The sequence below is a fragment of the Sphingobacterium alkalisoli genome (assembly GCF_005049105.1).
Taxonomy (GTDB): domain Bacteria; phylum Bacteroidota; class Bacteroidia; order Sphingobacteriales; family Sphingobacteriaceae; genus Sphingobacterium; species Sphingobacterium alkalisoli.
Window position 1 is genome coordinate 399,622 of record NZ_SUKA01000002.1, and the last position, 23,596, is coordinate 423,217.

21 protein-coding genes are annotated in these 23,596 nt (G+C 45.3%); 8 read left to right on the forward strand and 13 right to left on the reverse strand.

The genetic code is table 11. The features are described from left to right. Positions 1-55 precede the first annotated feature (55 nt). Positions 56-1,342 carry an ATP-binding protein gene (locus FAZ19_RS07410; RefSeq protein WP_136820085.1) on the reverse strand — a complete coding sequence of 429 codons (1,287 nt, stop codon included), beginning with the start codon at positions 1,340-1,342 and terminating at the stop codon, positions 56-58. Between the two features lie 108 nt (positions 1,343-1,450). After that, complete coding sequence (locus FAZ19_RS07415; RefSeq protein ID WP_136820086.1) at positions 1,451-2,062, reverse strand: NAD(P)H-dependent oxidoreductase; 612 nt, start codon at positions 2,060-2,062, stop codon at positions 1,451-1,453. Between the two features lie 99 nt (positions 2,063-2,161). Here FAZ19_RS07415 and FAZ19_RS07420 point away from each other — a divergent pair, with 99 nt between their 5' ends. Beyond that, on the forward strand, positions 2,162-3,097 hold the full coding sequence (locus FAZ19_RS07420; RefSeq protein WP_136820087.1) for a LysR family transcriptional regulator: 936 nt from the start codon (positions 2,162-2,164) through the stop codon (positions 3,095-3,097). Here FAZ19_RS07420 and FAZ19_RS07425 read toward each other — a convergent pair. From FAZ19_RS07425 to FAZ19_RS07450, 6 genes are all read right to left on the reverse strand, one after another. Next, entirely contained in the window at positions 3,094-3,705 is a 612-nt protein-coding gene (locus tag FAZ19_RS07425) for a response regulator transcription factor (protein ID WP_136820088.1), read from the reverse strand. The genes FAZ19_RS07420 and FAZ19_RS07425 overlap by 4 nt on opposite strands. Further along, on the reverse strand, positions 3,702-5,693 hold the full coding sequence (locus FAZ19_RS07430; RefSeq protein WP_136820089.1) for a tetratricopeptide repeat-containing sensor histidine kinase: 1,992 nt from the start codon (positions 5,691-5,693) through the stop codon (positions 3,702-3,704). The genes FAZ19_RS07425 and FAZ19_RS07430 overlap by 4 nt, the downstream gene beginning before the upstream one ends. Positions 5,694-5,739: 46 nt before the next feature. Next, positions 5,740-6,351: a hypothetical protein gene (locus FAZ19_RS07435; protein WP_136820090.1), complete on the reverse strand. Its 612-nt coding sequence runs from the start codon at positions 6,349-6,351 to the stop codon at positions 5,740-5,742. 21 nt (positions 6,352-6,372) lie between these two features. Beyond that, entirely contained in the window at positions 6,373-7,344 is a 972-nt protein-coding gene (locus FAZ19_RS07440; protein WP_136820091.1) for a TolB family protein, read from the reverse strand. A 27-nt stretch (positions 7,345-7,371) separates the two neighbouring features. Beyond that, positions 7,372-8,022, reverse strand: a complete 651-nt coding sequence (locus FAZ19_RS07445; protein WP_136820092.1) for a hypothetical protein — start codon at positions 8,020-8,022, stop codon at positions 7,372-7,374. Positions 8,023-8,124: 102 nt separating this feature from the next. After that, positions 8,125-9,096 (reverse strand): PD40 domain-containing protein, encoded by a 972-nt coding sequence (locus tag FAZ19_RS07450; RefSeq protein ID WP_169305599.1) that lies wholly within the window; start codon positions 9,094-9,096, stop codon positions 8,125-8,127. 197 nt (positions 9,097-9,293) lie between these two features. On the opposite strand from FAZ19_RS07450, the gene FAZ19_RS07455 reads away from it, so the two are divergent. Genes FAZ19_RS07455 through FAZ19_RS24445 form a run of 7 tightly spaced genes read left to right on the forward strand, consistent with a single transcriptional unit; the run spans position 9,294 to position 17,649 of the window. After that, on the forward strand, positions 9,294-9,848 hold the full coding sequence (locus FAZ19_RS07455) for an RNA polymerase sigma factor (protein ID WP_136820094.1): 555 nt from the start codon (positions 9,294-9,296) through the stop codon (positions 9,846-9,848). A 40-nt stretch (positions 9,849-9,888) separates the two neighbouring features. Next, on the forward strand, positions 9,889-10,905 hold the full coding sequence (locus tag FAZ19_RS07460) for a FecR family protein (RefSeq protein WP_136820095.1): 1,017 nt from the start codon (positions 9,889-9,891) through the stop codon (positions 10,903-10,905). Position 10,906: 1 nt separating this feature from the next. After that, complete coding sequence (locus tag FAZ19_RS07465) at positions 10,907-14,167, forward strand: SusC/RagA family TonB-linked outer membrane protein (RefSeq protein ID WP_136820096.1); 3,261 nt, start codon at positions 10,907-10,909, stop codon at positions 14,165-14,167. Positions 14,168-14,185: 18 nt separating this feature from the next. Beyond that, positions 14,186-15,565 (forward strand): RagB/SusD family nutrient uptake outer membrane protein, encoded by a 1,380-nt coding sequence (locus FAZ19_RS07470; RefSeq protein ID WP_136820097.1) that lies wholly within the window; start codon positions 14,186-14,188, stop codon positions 15,563-15,565. A 48-nt stretch (positions 15,566-15,613) separates the two neighbouring features. Continuing rightward, a complete protein-coding gene (locus FAZ19_RS07475) occupies positions 15,614-16,261 on the forward strand; it encodes a hypothetical protein (RefSeq protein WP_136820098.1) in 648 nt (215 codons plus the stop codon). Between the two features lie 11 nt (positions 16,262-16,272). Next, the gene (locus FAZ19_RS07480; RefSeq protein WP_136820099.1) at positions 16,273-17,409 is read left to right on the forward strand and encodes a cytochrome-c peroxidase; all 1,137 of its coding nucleotides are present in this window, start codon (positions 16,273-16,275) and stop codon (positions 17,407-17,409) included. 12 nt (positions 17,410-17,421) lie between these two features. Next, positions 17,422-17,649 (forward strand): glycoside hydrolase family 130 protein, encoded by a 228-nt coding sequence (locus FAZ19_RS24445; RefSeq protein ID WP_136820100.1) that lies wholly within the window; start codon positions 17,422-17,424, stop codon positions 17,647-17,649. Here FAZ19_RS24445 and FAZ19_RS07490 read toward each other — a convergent pair. Genes FAZ19_RS07490 through FAZ19_RS07510 form a run of 5 tightly spaced genes read right to left on the reverse strand, consistent with a single transcriptional unit; the run spans position 17,623 to position 23,581 of the window. Next, the gene (locus tag FAZ19_RS07490) at positions 17,623-18,384 is read right to left on the reverse strand and encodes a succinate dehydrogenase/fumarate reductase iron-sulfur subunit (protein WP_136820101.1); all 762 of its coding nucleotides are present in this window, start codon (positions 18,382-18,384) and stop codon (positions 17,623-17,625) included. The two genes, FAZ19_RS24445 and FAZ19_RS07490, sit on opposite strands and share 27 nt — an antisense overlap. A 22-nt stretch (positions 18,385-18,406) precedes the next feature. Beyond that, entirely contained in the window at positions 18,407-20,320 is a 1,914-nt protein-coding gene (locus FAZ19_RS07495) for a fumarate reductase/succinate dehydrogenase flavoprotein subunit (protein ID WP_136820102.1), read from the reverse strand. Beyond that, positions 20,317-20,982, reverse strand: a complete 666-nt coding sequence (locus FAZ19_RS07500; protein WP_136820103.1) for a succinate dehydrogenase cytochrome b subunit — start codon at positions 20,980-20,982, stop codon at positions 20,317-20,319. The genes FAZ19_RS07495 and FAZ19_RS07500 overlap by 4 nt, the downstream gene beginning before the upstream one ends. A gap of 7 nt (positions 20,983-20,989) precedes the next feature. After that, positions 20,990-22,420: an anion permease gene (locus tag FAZ19_RS07505; protein ID WP_136820104.1), complete on the reverse strand. Its 1,431-nt coding sequence runs from the start codon at positions 22,418-22,420 to the stop codon at positions 20,990-20,992. 9 nt (positions 22,421-22,429) lie between these two features. Next, positions 22,430-23,581 (reverse strand): porin, encoded by a 1,152-nt coding sequence (locus FAZ19_RS07510; protein WP_169305600.1) that lies wholly within the window; start codon positions 23,579-23,581, stop codon positions 22,430-22,432. Positions 23,582-23,596 lie beyond the last annotated feature (15 nt).

A 23,596-nucleotide genomic window follows, 5' to 3' on the forward strand; every position in this document is an offset into this window, starting at 1 on the left:
CCAGGCTGTCGGTAAAATTGTTAGTAGGAAAAGGTATACGGATGTCTTCATAAATTTAAAGGATTGCTAGCGCATATAACGGCATATTAGTCATCCAGTCCTCTTTTCGGTAATTGCTCATAGAGGCGCGTATAGCTGTTTCCGGTTTATACTTGTTGTAGTAAACACGAAGACTTTTAGCCTGTAGGTTCTCTTCGGCTTTTACTTCTAACGGTATGATTTTACCGTTTTTTTGAATTAAAAAGTCTATTTCTGCTCTTGAATTTTCCAAGGACCAATAGTAAATACTCATATCTCCACGAGCGGTTAATTCTTGCAACACGTATTGTTCTGTCAAGGCACCTTTAAATTCTTGGAATAGTGCCTGGCCTTCTAACAAGGTGCGCACATCTAAATCGGTCATAGCACTTAATAGACCTACATCTACTAAAAATAGTTTAAACGAATTGAAATCCTCATAAGCTTTAAGCGGTATAGCAGGTTTAGTTACATTATGCACTTGGTGTACGAGACCACAGTCGATCAACCATGCGATCGCGAGCTCATAATCCTTGGCACGTGCACCTTGTCGAATAATTCCATATATGAATTTTTTATTCTCTTTGGCTAACTGTGCTGGAATGGAGTTCCATAGCATGCGTATTCGTGGTACGATCGAACTAGGAGCGTGCTTGGAAAAATCTTGCTCGTATGCGGCAAGGATTCTTTTTTGTATTTCGCGTACCTCCTGAAAGTTTTTGTTCTCCGCAAAAGCGGTTACGGCTTCAGGCATTCCTCCTACGTAATAATACTGTCGAAGAAGGTCGATATAACGAGAGGAGAAGCCAGTAATGAGTGCCCAATCGGGATTCTCCAACAGGGTTACGAGCGCACTTTCCCCTAAAGCTGCAGCAAACTCGGAAAATCGTAGAGGGTATAGATCTAAAAATTCAACCTTGCCTACCGGAAATGACGTATGGCGAGTCAATGCTACTCCCAAAAGCGATCCCGCACAGATAATATCATACTGAGGAGCATTCTCGTGAAAATATTTCAATGAAGTGATTGCTTCAGGAGCTTCCTGTATTTCATCAAAGATTATTAAGGTCTCCGCATCAATAGAAATACCGGTCTCAATCTGAAGGCCTAATAAAATGCGGTCAATGTTGAAGTCTAAGGTAAATAAATCACGGATCACAGAATTACTCTCCATATTAACATAAGCTACGCTTTTGTATTCTGTTTTACCAAAATGTTTCATTAACCATGTTTTGCCTACCTGGCGTGCGCCCCGAATAATAAGTGGTTTATGCGATTTTCGCACTTTCCATTCGAGTAGCTTTTCATAGAGATCACGTTTCATAAAGACAAAAATACAAAAATATGTACGACTTTCTGTGGTGTACTACATTTTTATGTACGACTTTTTGTATACTAACTACACTTTTATGTACGACTTTTTGTGGTAGTGCTACACTTTTATGTAGGAGTTTTGAATTTTATGCTCCAAATGCTCCATGTACGCTTTGCGGTAATTGGAAATTCGCTCTTCCGTTGCATCTTTTTCGACATCGTGAAAATGAAAGCCAGCTATGCGGTCCATACCTGTAAATTGGTTCATCTTATGGAAGCCAAACAATACACCATCGTCGACCGACTGCTGTTCGAAGAATTCGCCGGGTAAGGTAAATGCGGTATCCGGAGCATTCCACGACGTGGTAACCATATAGTGTTTGCCCTGCATCAAGCCGCCTTTACCGTAGTTGATTGCCGGATTTTTGCGACTTCTACCGTCGCTGGCATACATGCCATTCTGATGCCCTGCCGTAAATACCTCGTCGATATATTTCTTGAGTCCGTAGGGAACCTGAAACCACCAGATTGGCATATGATAGATAATGATGTCGGCCCATTTGTAATTTTCTACTTCTGCAACGGCATCATAGTCGTCGTTGATGTTCGTGATGCGGTATGCAACCTGGTTTTTGTCAAGAACCGTTTGTGTCCATTCGGTAACGCTGTTGTTGAATTTGCCGCCCGAGTGGGCGAAAGTTTGTCCGGCATTGATGATAAATATGTTCATGTCTCTATGTGTTTTATTATTGTTTATGCAAATCTCCTGTATATTTATCTATATTTAAAATAACTTAAATTGTATATTTGTATCATAATAATTATAGTTATGCGATGGAATCTAGAATGGCTACGTACCTTTAAGGCCATATACGACACAGGAACATTATCTGCTGCTGCGCAGGAGTTGTTTATTTCCCAACCGGGGGTAAGCCTTCATTTGGGTTCGCTCGAAGCTTTCACGGGAGATAAATTATTTGATCGCTCGGCGCGCCGCATGGTGCCCACCGAGAAGGGGAAGATGTTGTACAACTGTATATTGGAGCCGCTGAAAAAGTTGGAAGCGGCAGAACAGCACTTTCATAAGCGCACACAGCCTGACCGGGCCACCATTAGTGTGGGGATGTGTTTCGAAACATTCCAATATACATTGGAAGAACATATTAATGAGCTGCCCTTTAACCTGATCATCAAATTTGGGGAATACCCACAAATGCAACAGGATCTGGATAATGGGCTGCTCGATCTGATCGTGACACCGCAAAAGGGAAGTCAGCAAAATCTGGAATACCGGCCATTTACGAAAGAACGTATCGTGCTGATTGCAGGTGGCAATACCGATACGCAGGAGATCGAACGGCTGTTGGGGGCAAATGATCTGAAGCAGGTGGTGCAATTGCTGAAACAGGAACTGTGGTATAGCACGGCTGCGGATATGGAGCATTTGAAAAATTTTTGGATCAAGAATTTTGGGAAACATCCGGATTTTAGTCCCAATTATATCGTGCCCAATATCAGCTCCATTATCCGTTGCCTGAGTGATTGTGTCGGATTTTCCGTGGTGCCTGATTTCCTTTGCTGCGAAGCCATTGCTGCTGGTAAGGTAAAACTGCTGTGGGAAGGCAACACGCCGCTGGAGAATACCTTATATTTTGGCACGCGGAAAAAGACCATGTATCAGCCAGAGATAGAACGTTTGGAGCGGCTCTTTCAGCAAAAGTGGGAGTGGATGGCAGACGCGCACCAACCGAGTGCGGCGAGCTAGATAAACTTCATCTCGGTGGCTTTATGGATCAGGGAGGCCGAATTCGCAACCCCGAATTTTTGCAGCAGGTTGCGGCGATGGCTTTCGACGGTTAGCGGGCTGATAAACATCAGTTCGCCTATTTTTGGGGTGGTATGCCCCTGCGCCATTAAAGCCAATACTTCGCGTTCCCGTTGGCTAACGGTGGGTATCTCGTCTTGCTTGTCCGTTAAGATAAAGGTCATCTCCTTGCTCAGTACCTGTTCGCCCCGCATCACGGCTTCTATGCCTTCGATCAGTTCATCAGCGGAGACATTCTTGAGCAGGTATCCCACTGCACCGGCCTTTAACATCCGTAGGGCAATGCTCCCTTCGTTGAGGTTGCTGATCGCGATAACCTGCGTATCGGGATATTCTTTTTTGATGATTTCTGTCGCATCGATGCCATTCATATCGGGCATATTGATATCGACAAGGATGACATCTACAGTTTCGATGGCTAAGAAATCGAAGGCGTCTTTCGCATTGCTGAACGAACCGCGTAGCTCGATCGTCGACGTATTTTTTAGGATGAATTCGAAGCCATTGAGTACCAGTGGATGGTCATCGATTATTATTACAGAAATCATATTATTCCTTCTAGCTTAAATTGAATATGAAATGCGGCGCCTTTTCCTGTTGCCGCATCAATCTCCAGGTGTCCATTTAAGATCTCTATCCGGTTACGGATGTTAGATAGTCCGATGCCTTCCTGTTTCATTTCTTCCCCATATGGATCAAATCCCTTGCCATTATCTTCTACGGAAATGTAAAAATATCCATCAGCCTCGGAGCACTGTACCCAGATCTGAGAGGCATCGCTATGCTTCAGGGCATTGGTCAGCAGTTCCTGCACGATACGATATACCGCAATCAGAAAAGACTGGCCGTAATCTGAACGTAAATTAGACGCTTGAAAATCAATCTGTAAGTGGGGCAATGCCATCGCGTTGCACAGATCGCGTAGGGAGGCTTCCAGCCCCATGTACAACAACGACTCGGGCATCATATTGCGGGCTATTCGCCGTAGTTCGTTGACCGAGTGGTCCATTTGGTTGATGATCGTATATAAATCCGTAGATGATGCGGTTTGTGGCTGCGTCTTCGATTCTCTGTTGGCAACAGCCGATAATCTGAGCTTCACGCTGGCAAGCATACCGCCTAGACCGTCGTGCAGGTCGCGGGCAATACGGCTGCGCTCCCGTTCTTGTCCTTGCAACATGGCATTGAAGAGGTTGAGTTGCTCCTTTTGTGCCGCCAGTCGTTTTCTGTTTTTTAAGGCTGTATACCACATGTAACTGAGCATGCCGAGTACGATTGTGGTAAGCAGAAAAATACCGGCGACCATACGTGTGCGCTGGATCGCGAGCTGCTGCTGTTGATTGGCCGCTTTTACCCGTAGCAGCTCGTTTTCCTTTTCGGCGGTCTGGTATTTTTTCTCCAGCTCGAGCGTGATCGCGTCGCCCTTATCGGTTAGGATGGTATCCACGAGCTGTTTATACTGTTCATACCAGGTGGTAGCCTCTTCGTGTTTACCCAATTGGGAGGCGGTATGGGCAAGATTGTAGTACACCATCTGCTTGTTCTTCAGCGAAGCTTTTTCCTGAACATAGGGCAGTACTTCACGCAGTTTGGCCATGGCCCTTGCGGGCTGGTTACGTGTCTGAAAGGCCTCAAATTGGCTGAAAAGGATGGAGGCCACCATATCGTTATTGTGCTGCTCTTTCGCACCGGCCAGTGCTTTTTCAAAATGGAAGTTTGCCCGATCGAAATTTCGCTGCGTTTCCCAATAGCTTCCTGCTACGTTATGATAAATCGGGAGGTAAGAAGAAGTGGGTATGGATTTCGCCGTGTTGGCGGCGCTGTCGAGCAGGGTAAGCGCATAGCTGTGCTGCTTGCTGAACAAGGCGTTGCGGGCGGCATTGACAAAAAGGGTAAGCCGTTGTTCGTCGGCACCGGCTCTTCCTTTCAGCAGCGCCAAAGCATCTTGGTAGTAGGTGGTTGCTTTATCGTACTCTTCCAGGTTCATGAGCGCCATTGCCACATTCTGGTAATTATTGCCCATGAGTGTTGAATCTCCGATCTGTTTGGCCATGGGGATGACCTTCTCCAGAAGTACCTGCACATATTCGGAGGGGTTGCCTTCCCTTTGCAATAGCGCACCGTAGCTTCCCCAAAGGCGGGCACGGTACCGGATGGCCGCTAGGCTATTTTTTTTGGGTATATCTTGGCGGAGAAAGCTGTCGGCCTGCATATACTGTTGCTTTGACTTTATGGGGTCGATATCGAAATGAATCGCTGCCCGATAGAAATGCAGTAGGCCTTGATAATAGTTTGTTTTGCTTTTATCGCCCAGCTGCTTTTCACTTTCAGCGACGTATTGTCGTGCTTTTGCCGCGTCGTAGTCTGACCAAAAGAAGCTCAGGTCCAATAGCGCTAAAGCCTTTTCTTCCCGATCGTCGATGTGCTGCAGTTGCTGGTACAGGCTGTCGCCATAGTGCTTCAGCTCTTCTTTTGATTGGGCGAAGATCTGCGTTACGGAGAGTAGGTAAGCGAGAAGGACTACCAGTTTATACATTATTGCGTTTCTTGATTCATGCTCAAATTACAGATTAATCTGCAAATTAACAATCCGGTACCATACCCATGGTGACACCCGACGGACTCCAGATGGGGACCAAACGCATCTGACAGCCTTCGCCATCATCGTTATCGTCGATGGTACGGCGCGTATCAAAAGTGAGTTCAAGCACGGATCCCGCCGGAAATACGTCGGTGGCTTCTTTGAAAGTGACGCGCATATTCATTGCGGCAGTTTCTCTCCGCAGGCTGCCGTCGAATGTCATCTGTTGCTGGGCATTATTGATTTGGCCCGTTATCTTTTCGTCAACAATGCGAAAGAAATTGTCCGGATCTGTTGTCTCCATCCGGTAAGCGGCGCCGTCTAGCTTACCGCGGAGCTTGATATTCATTTCATCGTCGTTGCCAAAATCGGCCATAAATACGATGGAAACGGAGTCTGCCGTGGCTTCGATCAGTGCGATCCTACCTTCGCCATCCCAGGTATAGATGGGGGTCTCATTTTGGGAGAGAACACCTTTGGCTGTGCCTTTAAAGGGTTTGCCTCCAAATACCTCGTTGAAATTTTGGTTGGCATCCTGTCCATCATTGTCTTTCGTACAGCCCGTTAGCAGTAGAAGGCATGCTATTACAAGTGATAAATGTATCGTTTTCATATCGCTCAATTTTGATTATAACTAGCGCCATATCATCTGACCGCCTGCGGTTTCAATCTTGTTTTTACCTTTTACGAAAACCGGGATCACACCGGGCGAGTTGGCCGCAATCGGATCCACGTTATATTCCTTACCATCGTTGGGAATGATCTTTAGGGACCACATCCAGCCAAATGGGCCGGTTTGCCTGTACTCGGTGCCCACCAGCAGGTATTTTCCATCTGGCGAAAACTCCGGCACGGCTTCTTTAAAGTTACTGGTGGTGACCTGTTTCAGGTTTGATCCATCCATGTCCATGGTGTACACATGGTTGGCAATACGCACAGCGAGTTGTGTACCTGCGGGATTGACAGCTACATCGCCCCAGTCTTCGTATTCCATTTCTTTTAACAATTTTCCCGAGGTATAGGGTGGATCTAGACGAATGATATAATTGTTGTGCACAATTAGCAGTGCATTGCCTGGTAGCCATAAGCGTTGGTCGTTGAAACCCAGCTCTTCTCCGTTGATGTCGTGGATGCGACCGACAAACTCTCCATTTCGCTTCAAGATCGTAATGCCATCTTCTTGATCATTTGAAAGCACCAAAATATGGCTGTTGTCATGCGATAGATAGCCTTTGGAATAGGCGCTTAACGCCGGGCTACGGTAGATGAATTCCTCCACAATACTGCCGTTCGAAATATCGCTCAGCGTAAAGCGGATGGGATAATCGCCCAAGGTCTGCTCGTTCACCACAGTGAGTTTGTATTTCCCATCCCGGGAGATATCGAAATTATTGAGTTTTGAATCGTCGGGAATAAAAGCCGAACCCACCCCCTCGGGCAAACTCACTTTAAGGATTCCCTCGGTTGCCCAATCGTAATAGATGGTTCCTTTTACAGCGGATGGGTAGCCATTGTCGCCACCATCTGGCCCGCCGTCATTGTCTTTTGAGCAGGCGGATAGTAGCATAAGAAATACCACTACCAGTGATAAGTTTGTCTTTTTCATCGTTTCTGATTTTATGTGTTTGGTTACTTAGGGGTGGCATACCGGCACACGGATTAAATCCACACCGCCGCTATAGAGGTTGAATACCGGTCGTGTCTCCCATACCACGTTGGTACATCCATTCGCATTCCCGGGTGCATCGCTTCCCGACCGATTCAACGTCATTTCGGTAGTGAGGATCGATTCAGCCGGTATGTCGCCGTCGGCGGCCAGATACTTAGTCCGCACGGTTAGGATGGCGCCATCATCAGCAAGATACCCGTCCCAGGTAAATTCCTTGTTTCCTGCAACAACCGTTCCTTCCATAGCGCCGTTTTCTTTGATGTAAAATGAGCCGCCAGCAAAGGTTGCGTTCCAATTTTTCCCTTGCTGTTTTCCGGGTATACCTAAGGTAAAGCCATCGCCGCCGGGTAGATTGACGAGTAGCGATACCGTAACGCTGTCGCCACGTATCTTATCTACACTTAAGGACGAGGTGCCGGATAGGGAAGGCAAGGGATCGAGGCCCCCAACGTATAGGGTAGATTTGGCATCGCCCAGGTAAGCTTCGTCTTTCATGACGCTGATAAAATCATGTTGGTCTGCGTTATTAGCCGTGTCCTTGCCGCAGCTTAGATGCAAACATAGCGCGATCAGCAGTAGGTTTGCGCGAGATAAATGAATCAATAGTCTCTTCATACGTGCATATTTATCTTTACTATAACAAAGTTAACCGATGCATGGTTGCAGGTCAATCCACGAAAACAGGGATTTTTAAAGAGCAAACCACGGCGATCTCCGTTACGGCGTCCATACCATTAATCCTTTTTGTGGCTCTGCCGAGGTTTCGCCCTGAGGTATTACGGGTACAATATCTGCCCCATCCTGGTCTACTGCATACGTCTTGCCGTCAGCCGGAATTATTTTCATAAAACTCTGCTGGCTGGGTACACTTCCCGGAACGCCAATGCTTCTTACATCGGTACCTACTACCAAGTATTTGCCATCTGGTGAGAAGCTCGCACTACTTTCTTCTTCGCTTCCTGAGGTGGCCATATAAAATCCCGAACCATCCGTATTCATCACGGCGATGTGTTTTTGGTACTTCATCGCAATCCGGGTTCCTTGGGCATTGACCGAAAAAGAGTGAAAGGCTTCGGTATCAAACTCAGCAACAATAGTGATGTCGTCAAATGGATATTTAGTCTTCAGGATATGCTGCTTCCATTTGATCAGCAACGAGTTGTCGGGTAGCCACGCGAAACTTTGATTTCGGGGGATCGGCTCACCGTTGATATCTTCTATATGTGCCATGACGGCTCCTGTTGCCGCGTTGAGGAAGACAAATCCTTCATCAAAGGAAGGAAAAATACAGATCATACTTTTATCGGGCGAGAGATCAGCCTCCTGAAAAATTGATCCGCCTTTTACTGGCCGATAGAAGAAGTCTTTAATGTGTTCACCCGTGCCCAGGTTCCGTATCGTAAAGTGGATATGGTCGGGTCGACCAGACGATCGACCGTCGGTCATTTCCAATATGGTGGTACCATCGCCGGTAATATGCCAGTTGTAGTGGTTTCCTGTATGCTTGATTATAGTTTTCTGTTTGGTCGCGAGACTAACTTTCGAGAACCCTTCGTAATTTTCATAATAGATCGTCCCGACATGTGATCCTGAGGAAGAGCCTGGCGGGGTGTCATCTTTTGAACAGCTCGTGCCGAAAGTCAACGATAGACCGATCAATGCTATTAATACTATATTTCGATTTCCCATGTTTTTATAATTTACGTGCCGACTTAGTTTCCGTATCTGCATCAGTGCATTTACCCGTGAGCCAAATACAGGTAAGGTATGCATCGTGATATAACAAAGTTAACGGCCAGAAGATTGCAGGTCAATCCACGAAAACAGGGATTTTTCAGCATCTCTATTTAGAATTGTTTTAAATAATAGCTATATTTGCCCTTGATATGAATCAAGAGTGGCGGGAATTAACGCAGGGTAACAAGGATAGTTTTGTTAGATTGTATGATGCTTATTATAAGCCCTTGTTTCACTATGGTCTGAAAATCCGCCAGGATAGGGAACTGATCAAAGACTGTCTGCACATGCTGTTCTGCGAACTATGGGAGAAGCGCGATAGCCTGCCTGCCGAAATTCAACATCCTAAGTTTTATCTCTTTACCTGGTTAAAGCGTATTATCCTCAAAAACCTACCAAAGGAAGAGTCTGGTATCGAATCGATAACTGAAGTGCTGATTGAAGACTCTATTGAAGCACAGCAGATTGAAATCGAGCAGCTTATCGAGACACACCGCAAATTGGAGACGGCACTCGCCAAATTGACCAGGAAACAACGTCGCTTTATACAATTACGTTTCTTTGAAAATAAATCCTACGAAGAGATAAGCCAATTGGAAAATGCCTCGGTACGTACGGTTTATAACGTAATATACGAGTCGTTGAAAAGTCTCAAAGGTAGTTTTCTCTATCAACTTCTACTTATTTTTATTTTTTCTAAATAAAAACAGGTAAAAACAGAACCTTTCTTGCACTACTTTATATATGCAAGAAAAAGGGAATACACCACCTCGTGTCGAAGAGCTGATATCCGATAGTTCATTTGTCAACTATTGCCTTGGAACAAACGAGGCCGATTGTACATTTTGGCAAACCTGGGTGGCAGAAAATCCAGCTCAGCGGCCTATTATAGCGGAGGCGAAAAATTTAGTCATACTGTTAAGAGATACACCGTCTGAGGGAGAGCTTACTGATGCGCGGGAGAGATTGTTTCGGACATTAGGATTTGATAAACAGAAAGTTGGCAAAACAAAATTATCTGCTGTATACCGATGGATGGCTGCAGCAGCGTTACTCCTTTGCTGCGGTATAGCGAGTTTATATATCGCTCGGCAAGCCGAGGTGAAGCCTATCCCAATGGCTGCACAATCGTGGATTAAAAAGCTTGCCCCAGCGGGTAAGATCATGCATATTCGATTAACGGATGGTTCCCTGGTAGACCTAGCTGCAGGATCTACTTTGAGGTATCCTACATTATTTAAAGATTCGGCGCGGGTAGTCGCTTTGGAGGGCGACGCCAAGTTTGCGGTATCGCATAATACCAGCAAGCCCTTTGTAATCCAAACAGCTGATCTTGATATTAGGGTACTGGGAACGACCTTCCACGTGCAGTCTTTTCAGACTGACCGCTATGCACGCGTAGCCCTGTTTGAAGGGCGTGTGCAGGTAGAAAAGGAGGATAGGTCGTACGTGATCGTACCAGGGCAGGTGTTGGTGTATGACAAGCAAAAAAGCAGCTTTGAAACGATGCAGTTTGACCCAGAAGAGGAGCAGAAGCGAATAGAGGGCATGCTCATCTTCAATAACGCGTCTTACGCAGAGGTCGGCCAACGTCTGGCACATAAATACGGTATTAAATTTATGCCCGACCCTAATATAGATATGGCTTTTTCGGGCAGGATATCGAACGAATCTGTGGAAGAGGTTATTGAAAAACTGAATTTCACCACCGCTTATCATTTCTATTTGAAATCCAATACCCTTATCGCAAAAAGAAAATAAAATGAAGATATACCGATGTGCATGTACGGAGCATGCATGTACTTTTTTATTAACCCTTGTACTTTTAATGGGCTATGTTACGACGCAGGGCCAACAGCGCATACGCATCGATAGTAAAAATCAGCCGCTTCGTACTATTTTTCAAGATATTGAAAGACAGTCGGGCTATAGTTTTCTCTATGATGAAAAATTGATCAATGCAGGTAGAAAGATCAACCTTGTTGTATCGGGCAACTTACGGGAGGTTTTATCTGCATTAGAAGTTAGTGCAGTGCTGCATATAGAGGTTTCAGGCCGTAATATTTTGATAAGAAAGGGGAAAACGCTCCTGAAAATTTCGGGAATTGTACGGGATTCGGTCACCAACGAACCTCTGGCTGGGGCGGCGCTTTACCTTCGGCAAAAAGGGATACAGACCAAAACAGATGCAGAAGGGATATTTTCGTTGGACGTACCTGCAGAATATAAAGGGGAAATGCTCACGGTAAGTTATGTCGGATATGAGCGTGCCAGCGTAAGGATAGGTGCCGATTTCCCACCGATCCTGTTGAAGCAAAAGGATGTTAATATGGAGGAAGTCGTTATTGCCAGCACGTACGAGCGTCCGAAATTAAGGGAGGAAACTGTTGGAAGTGTATTTTCGTTATCTGCTAAAGAACTGCAGACGAGCAGACCGATAGAGAGTATCGATAAGATGTTGGAGGGTATGGTTCCAGGTCTTTATGTGGAGCCGAGTACCTCGTTAGGTACGCCGGTTAAAATCAATATCCGTGGGCAGGGAACGCTTTCGTCTCTTACGAATGACATACGGACGACCTCTTCACAGCCCCTATTTGTAATTGACGGGGTACCGATGCAGGAGCAGCAAAGTGGGGATGCAGCGGGCGTCTTTAATCAGGAGACGTTATTAAATCCGCTGGCCGGCATTAATCCCATGGATATTGAGTCCGTTACCGTACTAAAGGATGCTGCAGCTACTACGATATACGGCGCTAATGCGGCAAATGGCGTAATCCTCATTACCACACGAAACGGACGAAGTGGTGCCTTAAGGGTACAGGCGTCATACCAGGCTGGCTTATCTACATTTATCAACCGTACAAAATTGCTATCAGGCCCCCAGTATTACGAGCTGCTGAAGGAGTTTCACATCAATGATGGTAAAACAGAAGCTGCGGCAACCCAGTTGGCAGGAAGCAGTACAATAGATACTGATTGGTTTGATCTTACCTTTAGAAATGCCCGCTACGACAATTTGAACTTTTCTCTATCGGGAGGCAGGGAGGGGAGCAACTATTTCTTGTCCATGGGCTACCGAAATCAGGAAAATGCCACACCGGGCAACGCCTTGCAGCAATACTCGGCAACGCTGAAATATCAGACCAAGCTGTCGGATAAAGTGAGGCTAAATACAACCATCACACCCACCTTGATGCGTCGGGAGGGATTGGATAACTTCTCGGCCAACGCCTACCTGCCCCCTAATATTTCGCCCTATAATGCAGACGGAAGCTTCGCGACCTTTATGAATTTGTACAATCCCCTGGCGATACTGGCGCAAAATGAAGACAAGAGCCAGACCATTACAACCAATGGACAGCTGGATTTGCAATATGATATCACGCCGCAACTGTATGTGCGCACAGCTGTGGGGGGTAATTTTTTCCAGTCTAAGCAGGAGCAATACTTTTCCAAAGAAAATGGGAGTGGCAGTACGGTTGGAGGACGCCTACGGATTTATGATCGTTCGACTTACAACTGGACCTCCTTTGCTCAGCTGGGATACAGTCCTAAGTTAAAAGGAAATCAACGGTTCCTGACCATTGCCGGGATGGAACTGCGTGACCAATACACGGCTTTGTTATACGGCCTAGGGACAGGTTTTTCGTACGATAAGATAAGGGAGCTCAGCTTGGCTGCCACGCGAGCATCCGCATCGTCTAAACTATCGGATGCAACGGTATCGTACTATACCCAGATGAATTACGACCTGCAAAAGAAATATTATGTTACGCTCAGTGGACGGGCGGATCAGTCTTCGCTTTTCGGTGGCGATAAACAGATGGCCATCAATGCTGCGTTGGGAGCCGGTTGGAATATATCGAGTGAGGATTTTATGCGTGACATAGAAAGCATTAATTTTTTACGTCTGCGGGCAAGCTTTGGTAGTACGGGCAATTCACGCATAGGTTCCTATGCTTCACGGGGAATGTACAACTTCAGTACCGAGAGCTATGGTGGTGAGATTGGTGCCACCCCTGAGGCGACAGCGGCGGAGAATCCAGATCTGGGCTGGGAGACCAATTACAAGACGAACATCGGACTGGATATTTCGCTATTCGACCGATTACAATTCGCGGTAGAGCTGTACCAAAATAATATACATAATCTCATTACAAGTGTGGAGGTACCACTGGAAACAGGGTTTTCTGGGATCCCGATCAATACGGGAAATATGCGAAATCGCGGACTGGACTTTAACATATCGTATGCTTGGGTAAAGGATAAGGTCTTCAACTGGCGCACGATGTTTAACGGTGGTTTTAACCGCAATAAAGTGCTGTCCTTCAATAATCCGCTTGCTGCGGATTATGCATCGACAACGGGTAACTATGTTGGAAATGCACTCCGTGTAGGCCACAGCACGAATGCCATCTGGGGTGTGCGCTGGGCAGGGGTTGATCAAGAAGATGGTCTGGATAGATTTTATACGCCAGCGGGCGATATCGTAGATCGCGCACAGATCAGGGCCATGGGCGTCGAGGCTTATCAGATATTAGGGAATTCGTTGCCGACGATTCAGGGGGGCATGGTAAACTCCTTTAATTGGCAGAATTTTCTATTTTCATTCAATCTGCAATATAACATAGGTATGAGCAGATTAGTGCCGACCACCCGCTTTGAAGTCGGAAATTCGCTGGCACATTCTAACAAAGTAGTGGATCTGATGGATCGCTGGCAGCAGCTTGGCGATATGACCGATATCCCGAAATTGACTACGGCCATTCCGATACGAAATTCCTCCCAATACCTGTATGATTTGACGCATCTTAAATTGTCGAACGTGTCGCTAGGGTATGCCTTAAACAATGATTGGACAAAGCGCAACAAGATCCCGAATCTCTCCTTCAATTTGAATGTGACCAATCTGTTCTATTGGTATAAGGATAGAAGTCCGGAAGGAAGAAACGGTATTCGGGAATTGCGATTCACCTATCCGGAAACGCGTAACTTTTCATTTGGCGTACAGATGAGTATTTAGAAGTTTAAAGAAGTGATCATGAACAAAAAAATAATAGTTTGGTTGTTTGCCCTCCCGATACTTTTCGCCGGATGTGATAAATTTTTGGAAAAGGAGCCTGAGAATAAAGTTTCCATCGATGTGCTCTTTTCCGATTTGGCGGGTGCCAAAGCAGCACTAACAGGTGTGTATACCAGCCTATGGAGTTCAAACTACTATAATGGGCAACGGATGGTGTATCCCGAGGCGGTGAGTGGAAATGTAAAACCCCTTAACACGCTGCGACAGACCCTGATTGATATCTACAGCTTTACGGCACAGGCAGATAGCAGTAGTATGAATGTGGTCTATAGGGAAGCGTATGCAATATTGAACAACATCAATAATATTATAGGACGTGTGCCGGCGTTGGAAGATGGTCTACAAACCGAGCATAACGAGATTATGGCGCAGGCCTACGGCTTGCGCGCGTTGCTACATTTGGATTTGGTACAGTTGTATGCGCAGCCTTATCGCTATACTGCGGATGCTTCACATCCAGGAATTATTATCGCTACCGAACCGATATTGATCGGAAATGCACAGCGAAAGCGGGCTACTGTAGCCCAAGTGTATACCCAGATCGCCTCCGACTTGGAACGAGCACAAGAGCTTTTTACAAACCGTAAGTCGGTATTTACTGGAAACAGGGTGATTTATATGAATAGCTCTGCTGTTAAAGCACTGCAAGGGCGTGTGGCGCTCCATAGTGGTAATTGGGCGGATGCTTATGATTACAGCACAGCCCTGATTGTAGAAAATTTTTCGTTGTACAGTAATATGGAATATATAGCATCCTGGACCACTTCTGCAGGTAAGGAAACCCTTTTTGAGCTAGCGGTTCCTTCGGCCTTTGCGGGCAATTCGTTAGGGAACTATTATACCAATGAATCGGCAAATACCTATTACCAGTTCGTGCCTTCAGCGGATTTGCTTGAGATGTTTACGACTGGCGACGTCCGAGCCTCAGGTGGGATTTTTAAATACCCGACTTATGGTACGGCTGCCACCAGTGTTAAACTGATTCGTTTGTCGGAAATGTACCTCATCCGTGCAGAATCTGCGGCTGAACTCGGCCGTAACGAAACTGCCTTAGCGGATCTAAATACGATTCGCCTGCGCGGGAATCCAGCTTTATCGGCATGGACGAATGCCGATAAAACAGCGCTGCTCGAGGAGATCATGAACGAACGACGTAGAGAGCTTTGCTTAGAGGGAATCTGGTTCTTTGATTTGACGCGTAGGGGGCTCTCGGTCGTACGAAACGACTGTGAAGGAAATAATTGCAACCTCAGCTATCCTTCTGATAGGTTTGTCTTGCCCATCCCGCGACAATCTGTCGATTCGAATGGTAATATGGAACAAAATCAAGGTTACTAATCGCTAGTTTATTCACAATTTATCTTAATATATCGTAAAAACAACATCATGAAAATTAAAAGTACCATTTTTGCTCTTTTCGTCTTAGTAATAACTTCTTGTAGTAAGGACACGGTGGAACCCATTGTCGAGCCGGAACCAGAGCCTGTTGAAGATACCGAACCAACAGAGGTGATTGCTTATTTCCACGAGAATACCGCCTACTTTCAGCCGTTCGTGTATCGTTTTGACGAGGCAACACAGTCTTGGGGAAAACGTATTGCTTCACATTTTTCTGCTGTATCGGAAGATTCTCCAGCATATTTAGGCTTTGTAAATCTTGCTGTAGAGGATAGCGGTGTCAATCTTTTTCAAATGGTGACACTGTATACCGAGCACATCGGAACCAACAATATTAAAACAGCTGGCATTAATGTTGAAAAACTTTTATCCTTTATACCAAATAAGTCATCGTCTAAGTTGGCTGATGCGCCCACTATGCACACTAAAGGAGCTGTTGAGGTGTTTGCGCAACAAGTGAAGATACGAAAAGCCGGACTGGTAGAATTTTTCGAAATAGGTATCAGTGGTGAAGGTACGTACGACTTAGAGACTGGTATTATCGACTTAAATGTACATTTCGATGAAACAGCTATCGGCGGATCCGCAAAGGTAACGCGTAAGTATAAAATTAGTAAAACGGCGATCACCTTCTAAGTACTGCATTGATGAAGAAAACGTTTGTTTTTCTTGTGCTAGGTAGTTTTCTCTTGCTGGTAAGTTTTATACAGCAAGAGGAAGTGCTTGATATTGTGCTATTACGGAAGTTATATGCTTCGGGAGATGTTTCCAAGTGGCCCAAGCCGCACATCGATGATCAGGTGAGGTCTGGTTTTGCCGATATCGGTGTGTTGCCCAAGGTTCAATATCCGGCGTATAACCCTTATTCCAAGGAAAAGGAAACCTTAGGTAAATTGTTGTTTTTTGATGCCCGTATGTCGGCATCGAAGCAGATTTCCTGCTCTAATTGCCATGATGCACAATTAGGATTTGGCGACGGTAAAAGTCTGGCCCACGGACACGGTAGGCGTGTCGGAAAACGCAATGCGATGACTTTGTACAATGTCGGATACTACACGTCGTTTATGTGGGATGGGCGCGCCGCGACGCTGGAGGATCAAGCGATATTACCCGTGCAGGATACAGTAGAGATGCATACCGACTTGTCGACCATGGTACGGCATATACAGGAAATCGATGGGTATAAGCCCTACTTTAGCGCGGCATTCGGAACGGAGGAAGTTACAGCCCAGCGTATTCAATATGCCATAGCGACATTCGAACGGGGTATCAAGAGTTACCCAAGTAAATTTGATCGATTTATTAGTGGTAACGAAAAAGCGCTTAATGATACCGAGTTGCTGGGGCTGCATCTCTTTCGTACAAAGGCTAGATGTATCAATTGCCACAACACACCGCTATTCTCTGACAACAAGTTTCATAATGACGGGCAGACGTTGTATGGTACACGTCAGGAAGATTTTGGACATTATCACCTATCAGGCAAGCAAGTTGATATCGGTGCGTTTCGTACGCCTTCACTTAGGGAGGTCGCGCTGACAGGACCTTGGATGCATCACGGCAATTTTCCGACCTTGCGCGATGTGGTGGAATTGTACAACTTGGGAAATCCGGCGCCTATACAACGTCGCGTACAAGTGGATGAGAACACCAGACCCATCCATTCGCCTTTGTTGAAAAAGCTCAATTTGTCAAAAGATGAAGTAGATGCGGTCATTGCTTTTTTACAGGCGTTGAGTTCCCCCGTGCAAAGAAGAATCGCGCAGCCCGTGCTGCCGGATTAGTCGTACGCTCTTGTGTATAACTGCTGTGCGAACAGTTTACCCTATCCACTGTTTAAGCCAGAAGCAGAATGGGAGCTAGCTGGTGAGGTAAATAATGTCTGTTTTCCATCAGGACATGCATTGTTTGCAGATACGCTTTACATTTACTACGGAGCAGCAGACGAACAGATCGCTTGTGCATCTGTTAGTATAAGTGCACTCATTACTGAGTTATTAACTTTTAGCGTTCCGATCGATTAAAATCAGCGCTTTGTTATATTGATAGTTCATTCTAGCAATATGTAGTACGGATATCTGTTGAGGGCATTCCACCTCGCAGGCCTCTGTGTTGGAGCAGTGTCCAAAACCTTCCTTATCCATTTGATTAACCATTTGTATCACTCTTTCGGCCGATTCAATTTTGCCTTGAGGCAGTAGTGCCAAATGAGATATTTTCGCCGAAGTAAAGAGTGCAGCGCTTGAATTTTTGCAAACCGCTACGCAGGCTCCACAGCCAATGCAGGCTGCAGCATCAAAAGCAGCTTCAGTTACTTCGTGGGCAATAGGGATACTGTTAGATTCGGGAGCCTGTCCGGTAGAGACGGAGATGTACCCACCCGCTTGGATAATGTGATCAAATGCAGAACGGTCTATTTTCAGGTCTCTTAAAATTGGGAAAGCTGCTCCACGGAAAGGTTCTATGTAGACCGTTTGTCCATCTTTAAAGCTTCTCATGTGCAGCTGACAAGTAGTTGTTCCACTAAGCGGACCATGCGCACGGCCATTGATCATCATCCCACAGGTTCCACAGATTCCCTCTCGGCAATCATGGTCAAACTCTATAACCCGCTCTCCCTGCCGGAGGAGCCGTTCGTTCAATAGATCCAGCATTTCTAGAAAGGACATATGCACTGAAATACCATCGACCTCGTAGCTAACCATATTTCCTTTCACTTTCCTGTGCTCCTGACGCCAGATTTTTAGATATAATTTCATAAAATTGTCTTTAGATAAGTAATTATTTATAACTTCTAACTGCAAGTTTAACCGTTTCAAAAATCAAGTTTTCCTTATGTAGTTCGGGCTGTTCGCTTTCGCCTTTCCACTTCCAGGCAGATACATAACAGAAATCGTCGTCATTACGGATTGCTTCACCGTCAGGAGTTTGGTATTCTTCCCGGAAATGTGCGCCACAGGATTCTTCCCTCTGTAGCGCATCATAACACATCAGCTCACCAAGTTCTAGGAAATCTGAAACCCGTCCCGCTTTTTCAAGCTCGGAATTTACTTGGTAGTCACCAGTTATGTTGAGTTCGTTATCAAAAGATTCTTTTAATGCCCTTATCTCTAGGATGGCCTGTTCTAAGCTCGCCTTAGATCTGGAAAGTCCGCATTTATCATAAAGCAACTTACCCAATGTTTTATGGAAATGATCGGCAGATAGATGTCCAGAAGAACTTAAGAGTTTATTCAGTTTTTCTTTAACATTATTTGTGGCCTCTATAAAAGCGGGATGGTCGGTCGTTATTTTTTCGCTTTTTAGGTTTTCTGAAAGATAATTCGGAATAGTATACGGTGCAATGAAATAACCATCCACGCAAGACTGTAGTAAAGAATTTGCGCCAAGCCTGTTAGCTCCATGATCCGAAAAGTTGGCTTCACCCAATGCAAAAAGCCCAGGAATAGTTGTCATCAGTTCATAATCTACCCAAAGGCCCCCCATAGTAAAATGAGCAGCCGGCGAAATCAGCATGGGCTCCTTGTAGGCATCAACTCCGTTGATCTTCTCGTACATACGGAAGAGGTTGCCATACTTTTCCTCGATTTTATCTCTGCCTTGCTCTTTAATTGCTTTTGAAAAATCTAGACATACGGCATTTTTCATAGGGCCGATACCACAGCCGGCATCAATTCTCTCCTTTGCTGCCCTTGAAGAGATGTCACGCGGTGAAAGGTTGCCAAAAGCAGGATAACGTCGTTCTAAATAATAATCGCGTTCGTCTTCGGGAATGTCATTTAAGACTCTTTCATCTCCCATTTTTTTCGGCACCCAGATCCTTCCATCGTTACGAAGTGATTCGGACATCAGCGTAAGTTTGGATTGGGTTTCTCCGATCTGTGGTAGACAGGTTGGATGAAACTGGATCCAGCTTACGCCCGACATAAAAGCACCTTTTTTGTGAGCCCTCCAAATAGCTGAAGTATTACAACCCATGGCGAGGGTAGATAGGTAGTAAACCTTTCCATAGCCGCCGGTCGCCAACACGACTGCATTGGCTGCGTAGCTTTCTAGTTCGCCCGTTTCGAGATTTCGGGTAATGATCCCTCGTGCTTTCCCCTCTACCACAACTAAATCAAGCATTTCGTGGCGGGTATACATTTTGACTTTACCTAATGACACCTGCCTCATTAAAGCTTGATAGGCTCCGATCATTAGCTGTTGTCCGGTTTGACCTCGCGCATAGAACGTACGAGATACTTGTACGCCCCCAAAAGAACGGTTAGCCAAATATCCAGCGTACTCTCTTGCGAAGGGAACGCCCTGTGCAACAGCTTGATCTATGAGTGCCAAGGAGCATTCTGCCAGACGATAAACGTTGGCCTCGCGAGATCGGAAATCGCCTCCCTTTATCGTATCATAAAACATGCGGTAAACGCTGTCTCCATCATTTTTATAATTCTTGGCGGCGTTAACCCCGCCTTGTGCCGCTACCGAGTGAGCCCTGCGCGCAGAATCCTGGAAGCAAAAAGATAGTACGTTGTATCCCTGTTCTGCCAGTGTGGCTGCACACGAAGAACCTGCAAGCCCTGTTCCGACAACGATAATATCGAGCTTCTTTCGATTGGCAGGGTTGATAAGTTTAGCGTTATCTTTATAGTTGCTCCATTTATCGGCGAGATCACCAGTCGGAATTTTAGCGTCTATCATCATGAATTTAGATTAAAATAAATGTAAAGAGGAATCAGCATAAAGCCCGCAGTGATCAATATCGAATAAACCCATCCGAAGATTCGAACCAACAGCGCGTATTTGGGATGATAAAGACCGAGTGTTCGTGCCGCGCTAAAAAAGCCATGTAGTAGATGAAATCCAAGCGCTATAAAGCAAATCTCATAAAGAATAATATACCATTCTTGCTGAAAGGAGCGAATGACAATTGAATATAGATCCTTATTTCCATTTGCATCTTGTGGCAGGCTCCCAAACTTATAAATGTACCAGTAATCTTTAAAGTGGATGATGAGGAAGATCAGAATAATGGTTCCCAGTATACCCATATTACGGCTACTCCATGAACTTACCTCACTTCGCTTATCGTAAATATACTTGGTGCCGTTTGCTTTGTTGTTTTTTCGGGTAATAAGGAGTGCGTAAACAGCATGCCCGATCAGCGAAAGATAAAGAACATAAGATATAATTTTAATCAATATATTTTGGGATAGGAGACGGGAGTACTGATTAAACTGTTCCCTGGCTTCGCTTTCTGGCAATAACAGCTGCAGATTTCCCAGCAAATGGATCACCAAAAAGAGGCACAGGAATAGCCCTGTTGCCGCCATAATCAATTTCGAAGTTAAAGTAGTTTGTTTCATATTTTCTCTACCACAATCCGATGGCCTTCCACCATAAACCACCGACTAGAAACCAGACAGTTAAAAAAAGTACACTCATCAAAAATCCCTGTTTCCACCAATCTTTGAGATCGACATAAGTGCTTCCGAAAAATATGGGTGCAGGCCCATGCCCGTAATGGGTGAGCGATCCCATTAATGACGCGCAGGCTCCAAGAAAAATGGCAAGCATAGTGCCGGGGACGCCAACAGCGATACCTACGGCCAAAAATACGGAATACATGGCTGCAACCTGTGCTGTTGCACTGGCAAACATGTAATGGCAATAAGAATATACTAAAATGATGACCGGAAAGGCTAGTTGCCAGCTCAAATGTGCCATTTGGCCACCTACTAATTGACCGAACCATCCGATAAAGCCTAGTGAGTTTAAAAACGACCCCATCATGACCAGTGAAGAGAACCAAACAATGGTATCCCATGCACCTTTTTCAGATTTTACGTCCTCCCAAGTGAGTACACCGCATAACAGCAGGATACAAAGTCCGATCAATGCGCCGGTGGTGGCGTCAATGGCAAAAAGATTTCCAAATATCCAAAGTACGAGCAGAATAAAAAATGTTGCCACCATCAGCCATTCTTTGATGGTCATCGGTCCCATTTCCTTTAGTTGTTTGGCTGCAATTGCAGGCGCTTCTTTTGTTTCCTTAAGCTCGGGTGGAAACACCTTGTACAGGAATATTGGAACCAATAAAAAGCAAACAAGACCGGGAACGAGTGCGGCAATTGCCCAACTCCCCCAGGTGATCGTGACGCCTAGATCCCGTGCAAATTTCTGCGCCATGGGATTACTCGCAGTAGCAGTTAAAAACATGACCGAAGTAATCATATTTGCGTTATAACTGCTTAAGGTCAGAAAGGCACCAATTTTCCGGTGGGTTTCTGCCTTTTCAGGTACGGAGCCCATGTTCATGGCGATGGATTTCATGATCGGAAAGATGACACCGCCAGCCCTTGCCGTATTACTAGGTATTGCAGGGGCTAAAATAAGATCGGCAGTATTCAGCCCGTAAGCTAAGCCAAGCGGGCTTTTACCAAAAATTCTGATAAAGCTATAGGCAATTCTTGTTCCAAGGCCTGTTTTGATGAACCCCCTGGCGATGAAAAAGGCCAGGCCAATTAACCAAATGGTGGAGTTCCCAAAACCGCTTAATGCGTTTTGAATGGATTTAACCGGATCACCTGGAGCAAGTACTTGTGTAGCAGCGCATAAGGTGATGCCAATAACGGCCATTGTACCCATTGTTGCTGCTTTGGAAATGATACCAACGATGGTCGCCACAAAGATGGCCAACAAGTGCCAAGCATTAGACTTTACACCCTCGGGTACAGGAGAAATCCAGATGGCCACCCCAACGACGAGGGTGATAATAAGCGATTTAAAGTTTATCTCTTTCATACTATTTGATTAAAACCGTATTTGTAACTGTACGTAGCCCAGGTTGCGGTCGTAAAGGGTGCTTAAAGGCTCTTGGGTTTTAAAACGGTCTATCGCTACACCGATCTGCAGGGCAGCATAAAAATCATCTGCAAAGATTAGCGATATATTGGGAATTAAAGTCTTACGTGGATTACTCGAAAGCTTATAGTTCTCATCGAAATACTCATACCGGCAGGAGAACTCTAATGCGCGTAATCTTCTGCTTTGGTGGTTATAGCGCAGTGTTGGGAAGAAGTAAAATCCCTGCATCTGATATTCGCCTATATCGGGCCGTGCAAGTTGCTCATCGGCATTATAGGCCAGAAAATTCGATCCCATTTTGTATTCGGCCATGACCAATAGATCCAGTTTATGTAATAAAGGGATCTTTGTCGTCACATCTGCACCGTAGGCCTTACCTGTGCTGCTTGCCGCCACACTCCCTGATCCTACATTGACGCCAAGGGTAAGGCTTTTAAGAAAATCGCCTTCCAGTCGGGCATACAGGTTTTTGGTATTATTGTCATCTGAAGTCTGGTTCTTATTGTTTCCATTGTAAGCTCCGGCAAAATAGCGAAGTTTTCCGCTAGGTATCACATTCCCAAAAGCAGATAGTCCGATTTGAAAGCTCTGCCAACCATTTTTTCCAAAAGCATAATATTGGTTAGAAAAATCCAATGTACGGATGATGTCAACGGCAATCGCATCTTCGATGCCGAAAAAGGGACGGAACTGCCCGGCTTGAATATGGAAATATTTGTTAAGCGAATATTTGATGTATGCATTTTCAAGTACCTTGTTGGTTGGATTGTTACTGAAATCGGCTAAATTGGCCAGAATATTTGCAGAGAAGCGATCGTTAATATCTCCTTTTACCATTATTCTTGCTCTTTTAACTAAAAAAGTATTGGATATACCCGTAGACGTACCTGCATCAAAATTCTTTCCGTTAACATCTACATCTTTATCTAAAGCAACTACATATCTGGTTTGCAGTACACCTGCAAATGTTAGTTTTCTTTTGTAGGCCGAATAGTTTTTTAGGGTATCAACCAACCCGGTTTGATCCTTTTGCTGTCCCTGCGCAGAAAGTAAACCTCCAAAAAGGATGATGATAAGCAACAGATTTATGTCTTTCACATTAGTGTGCTTTAT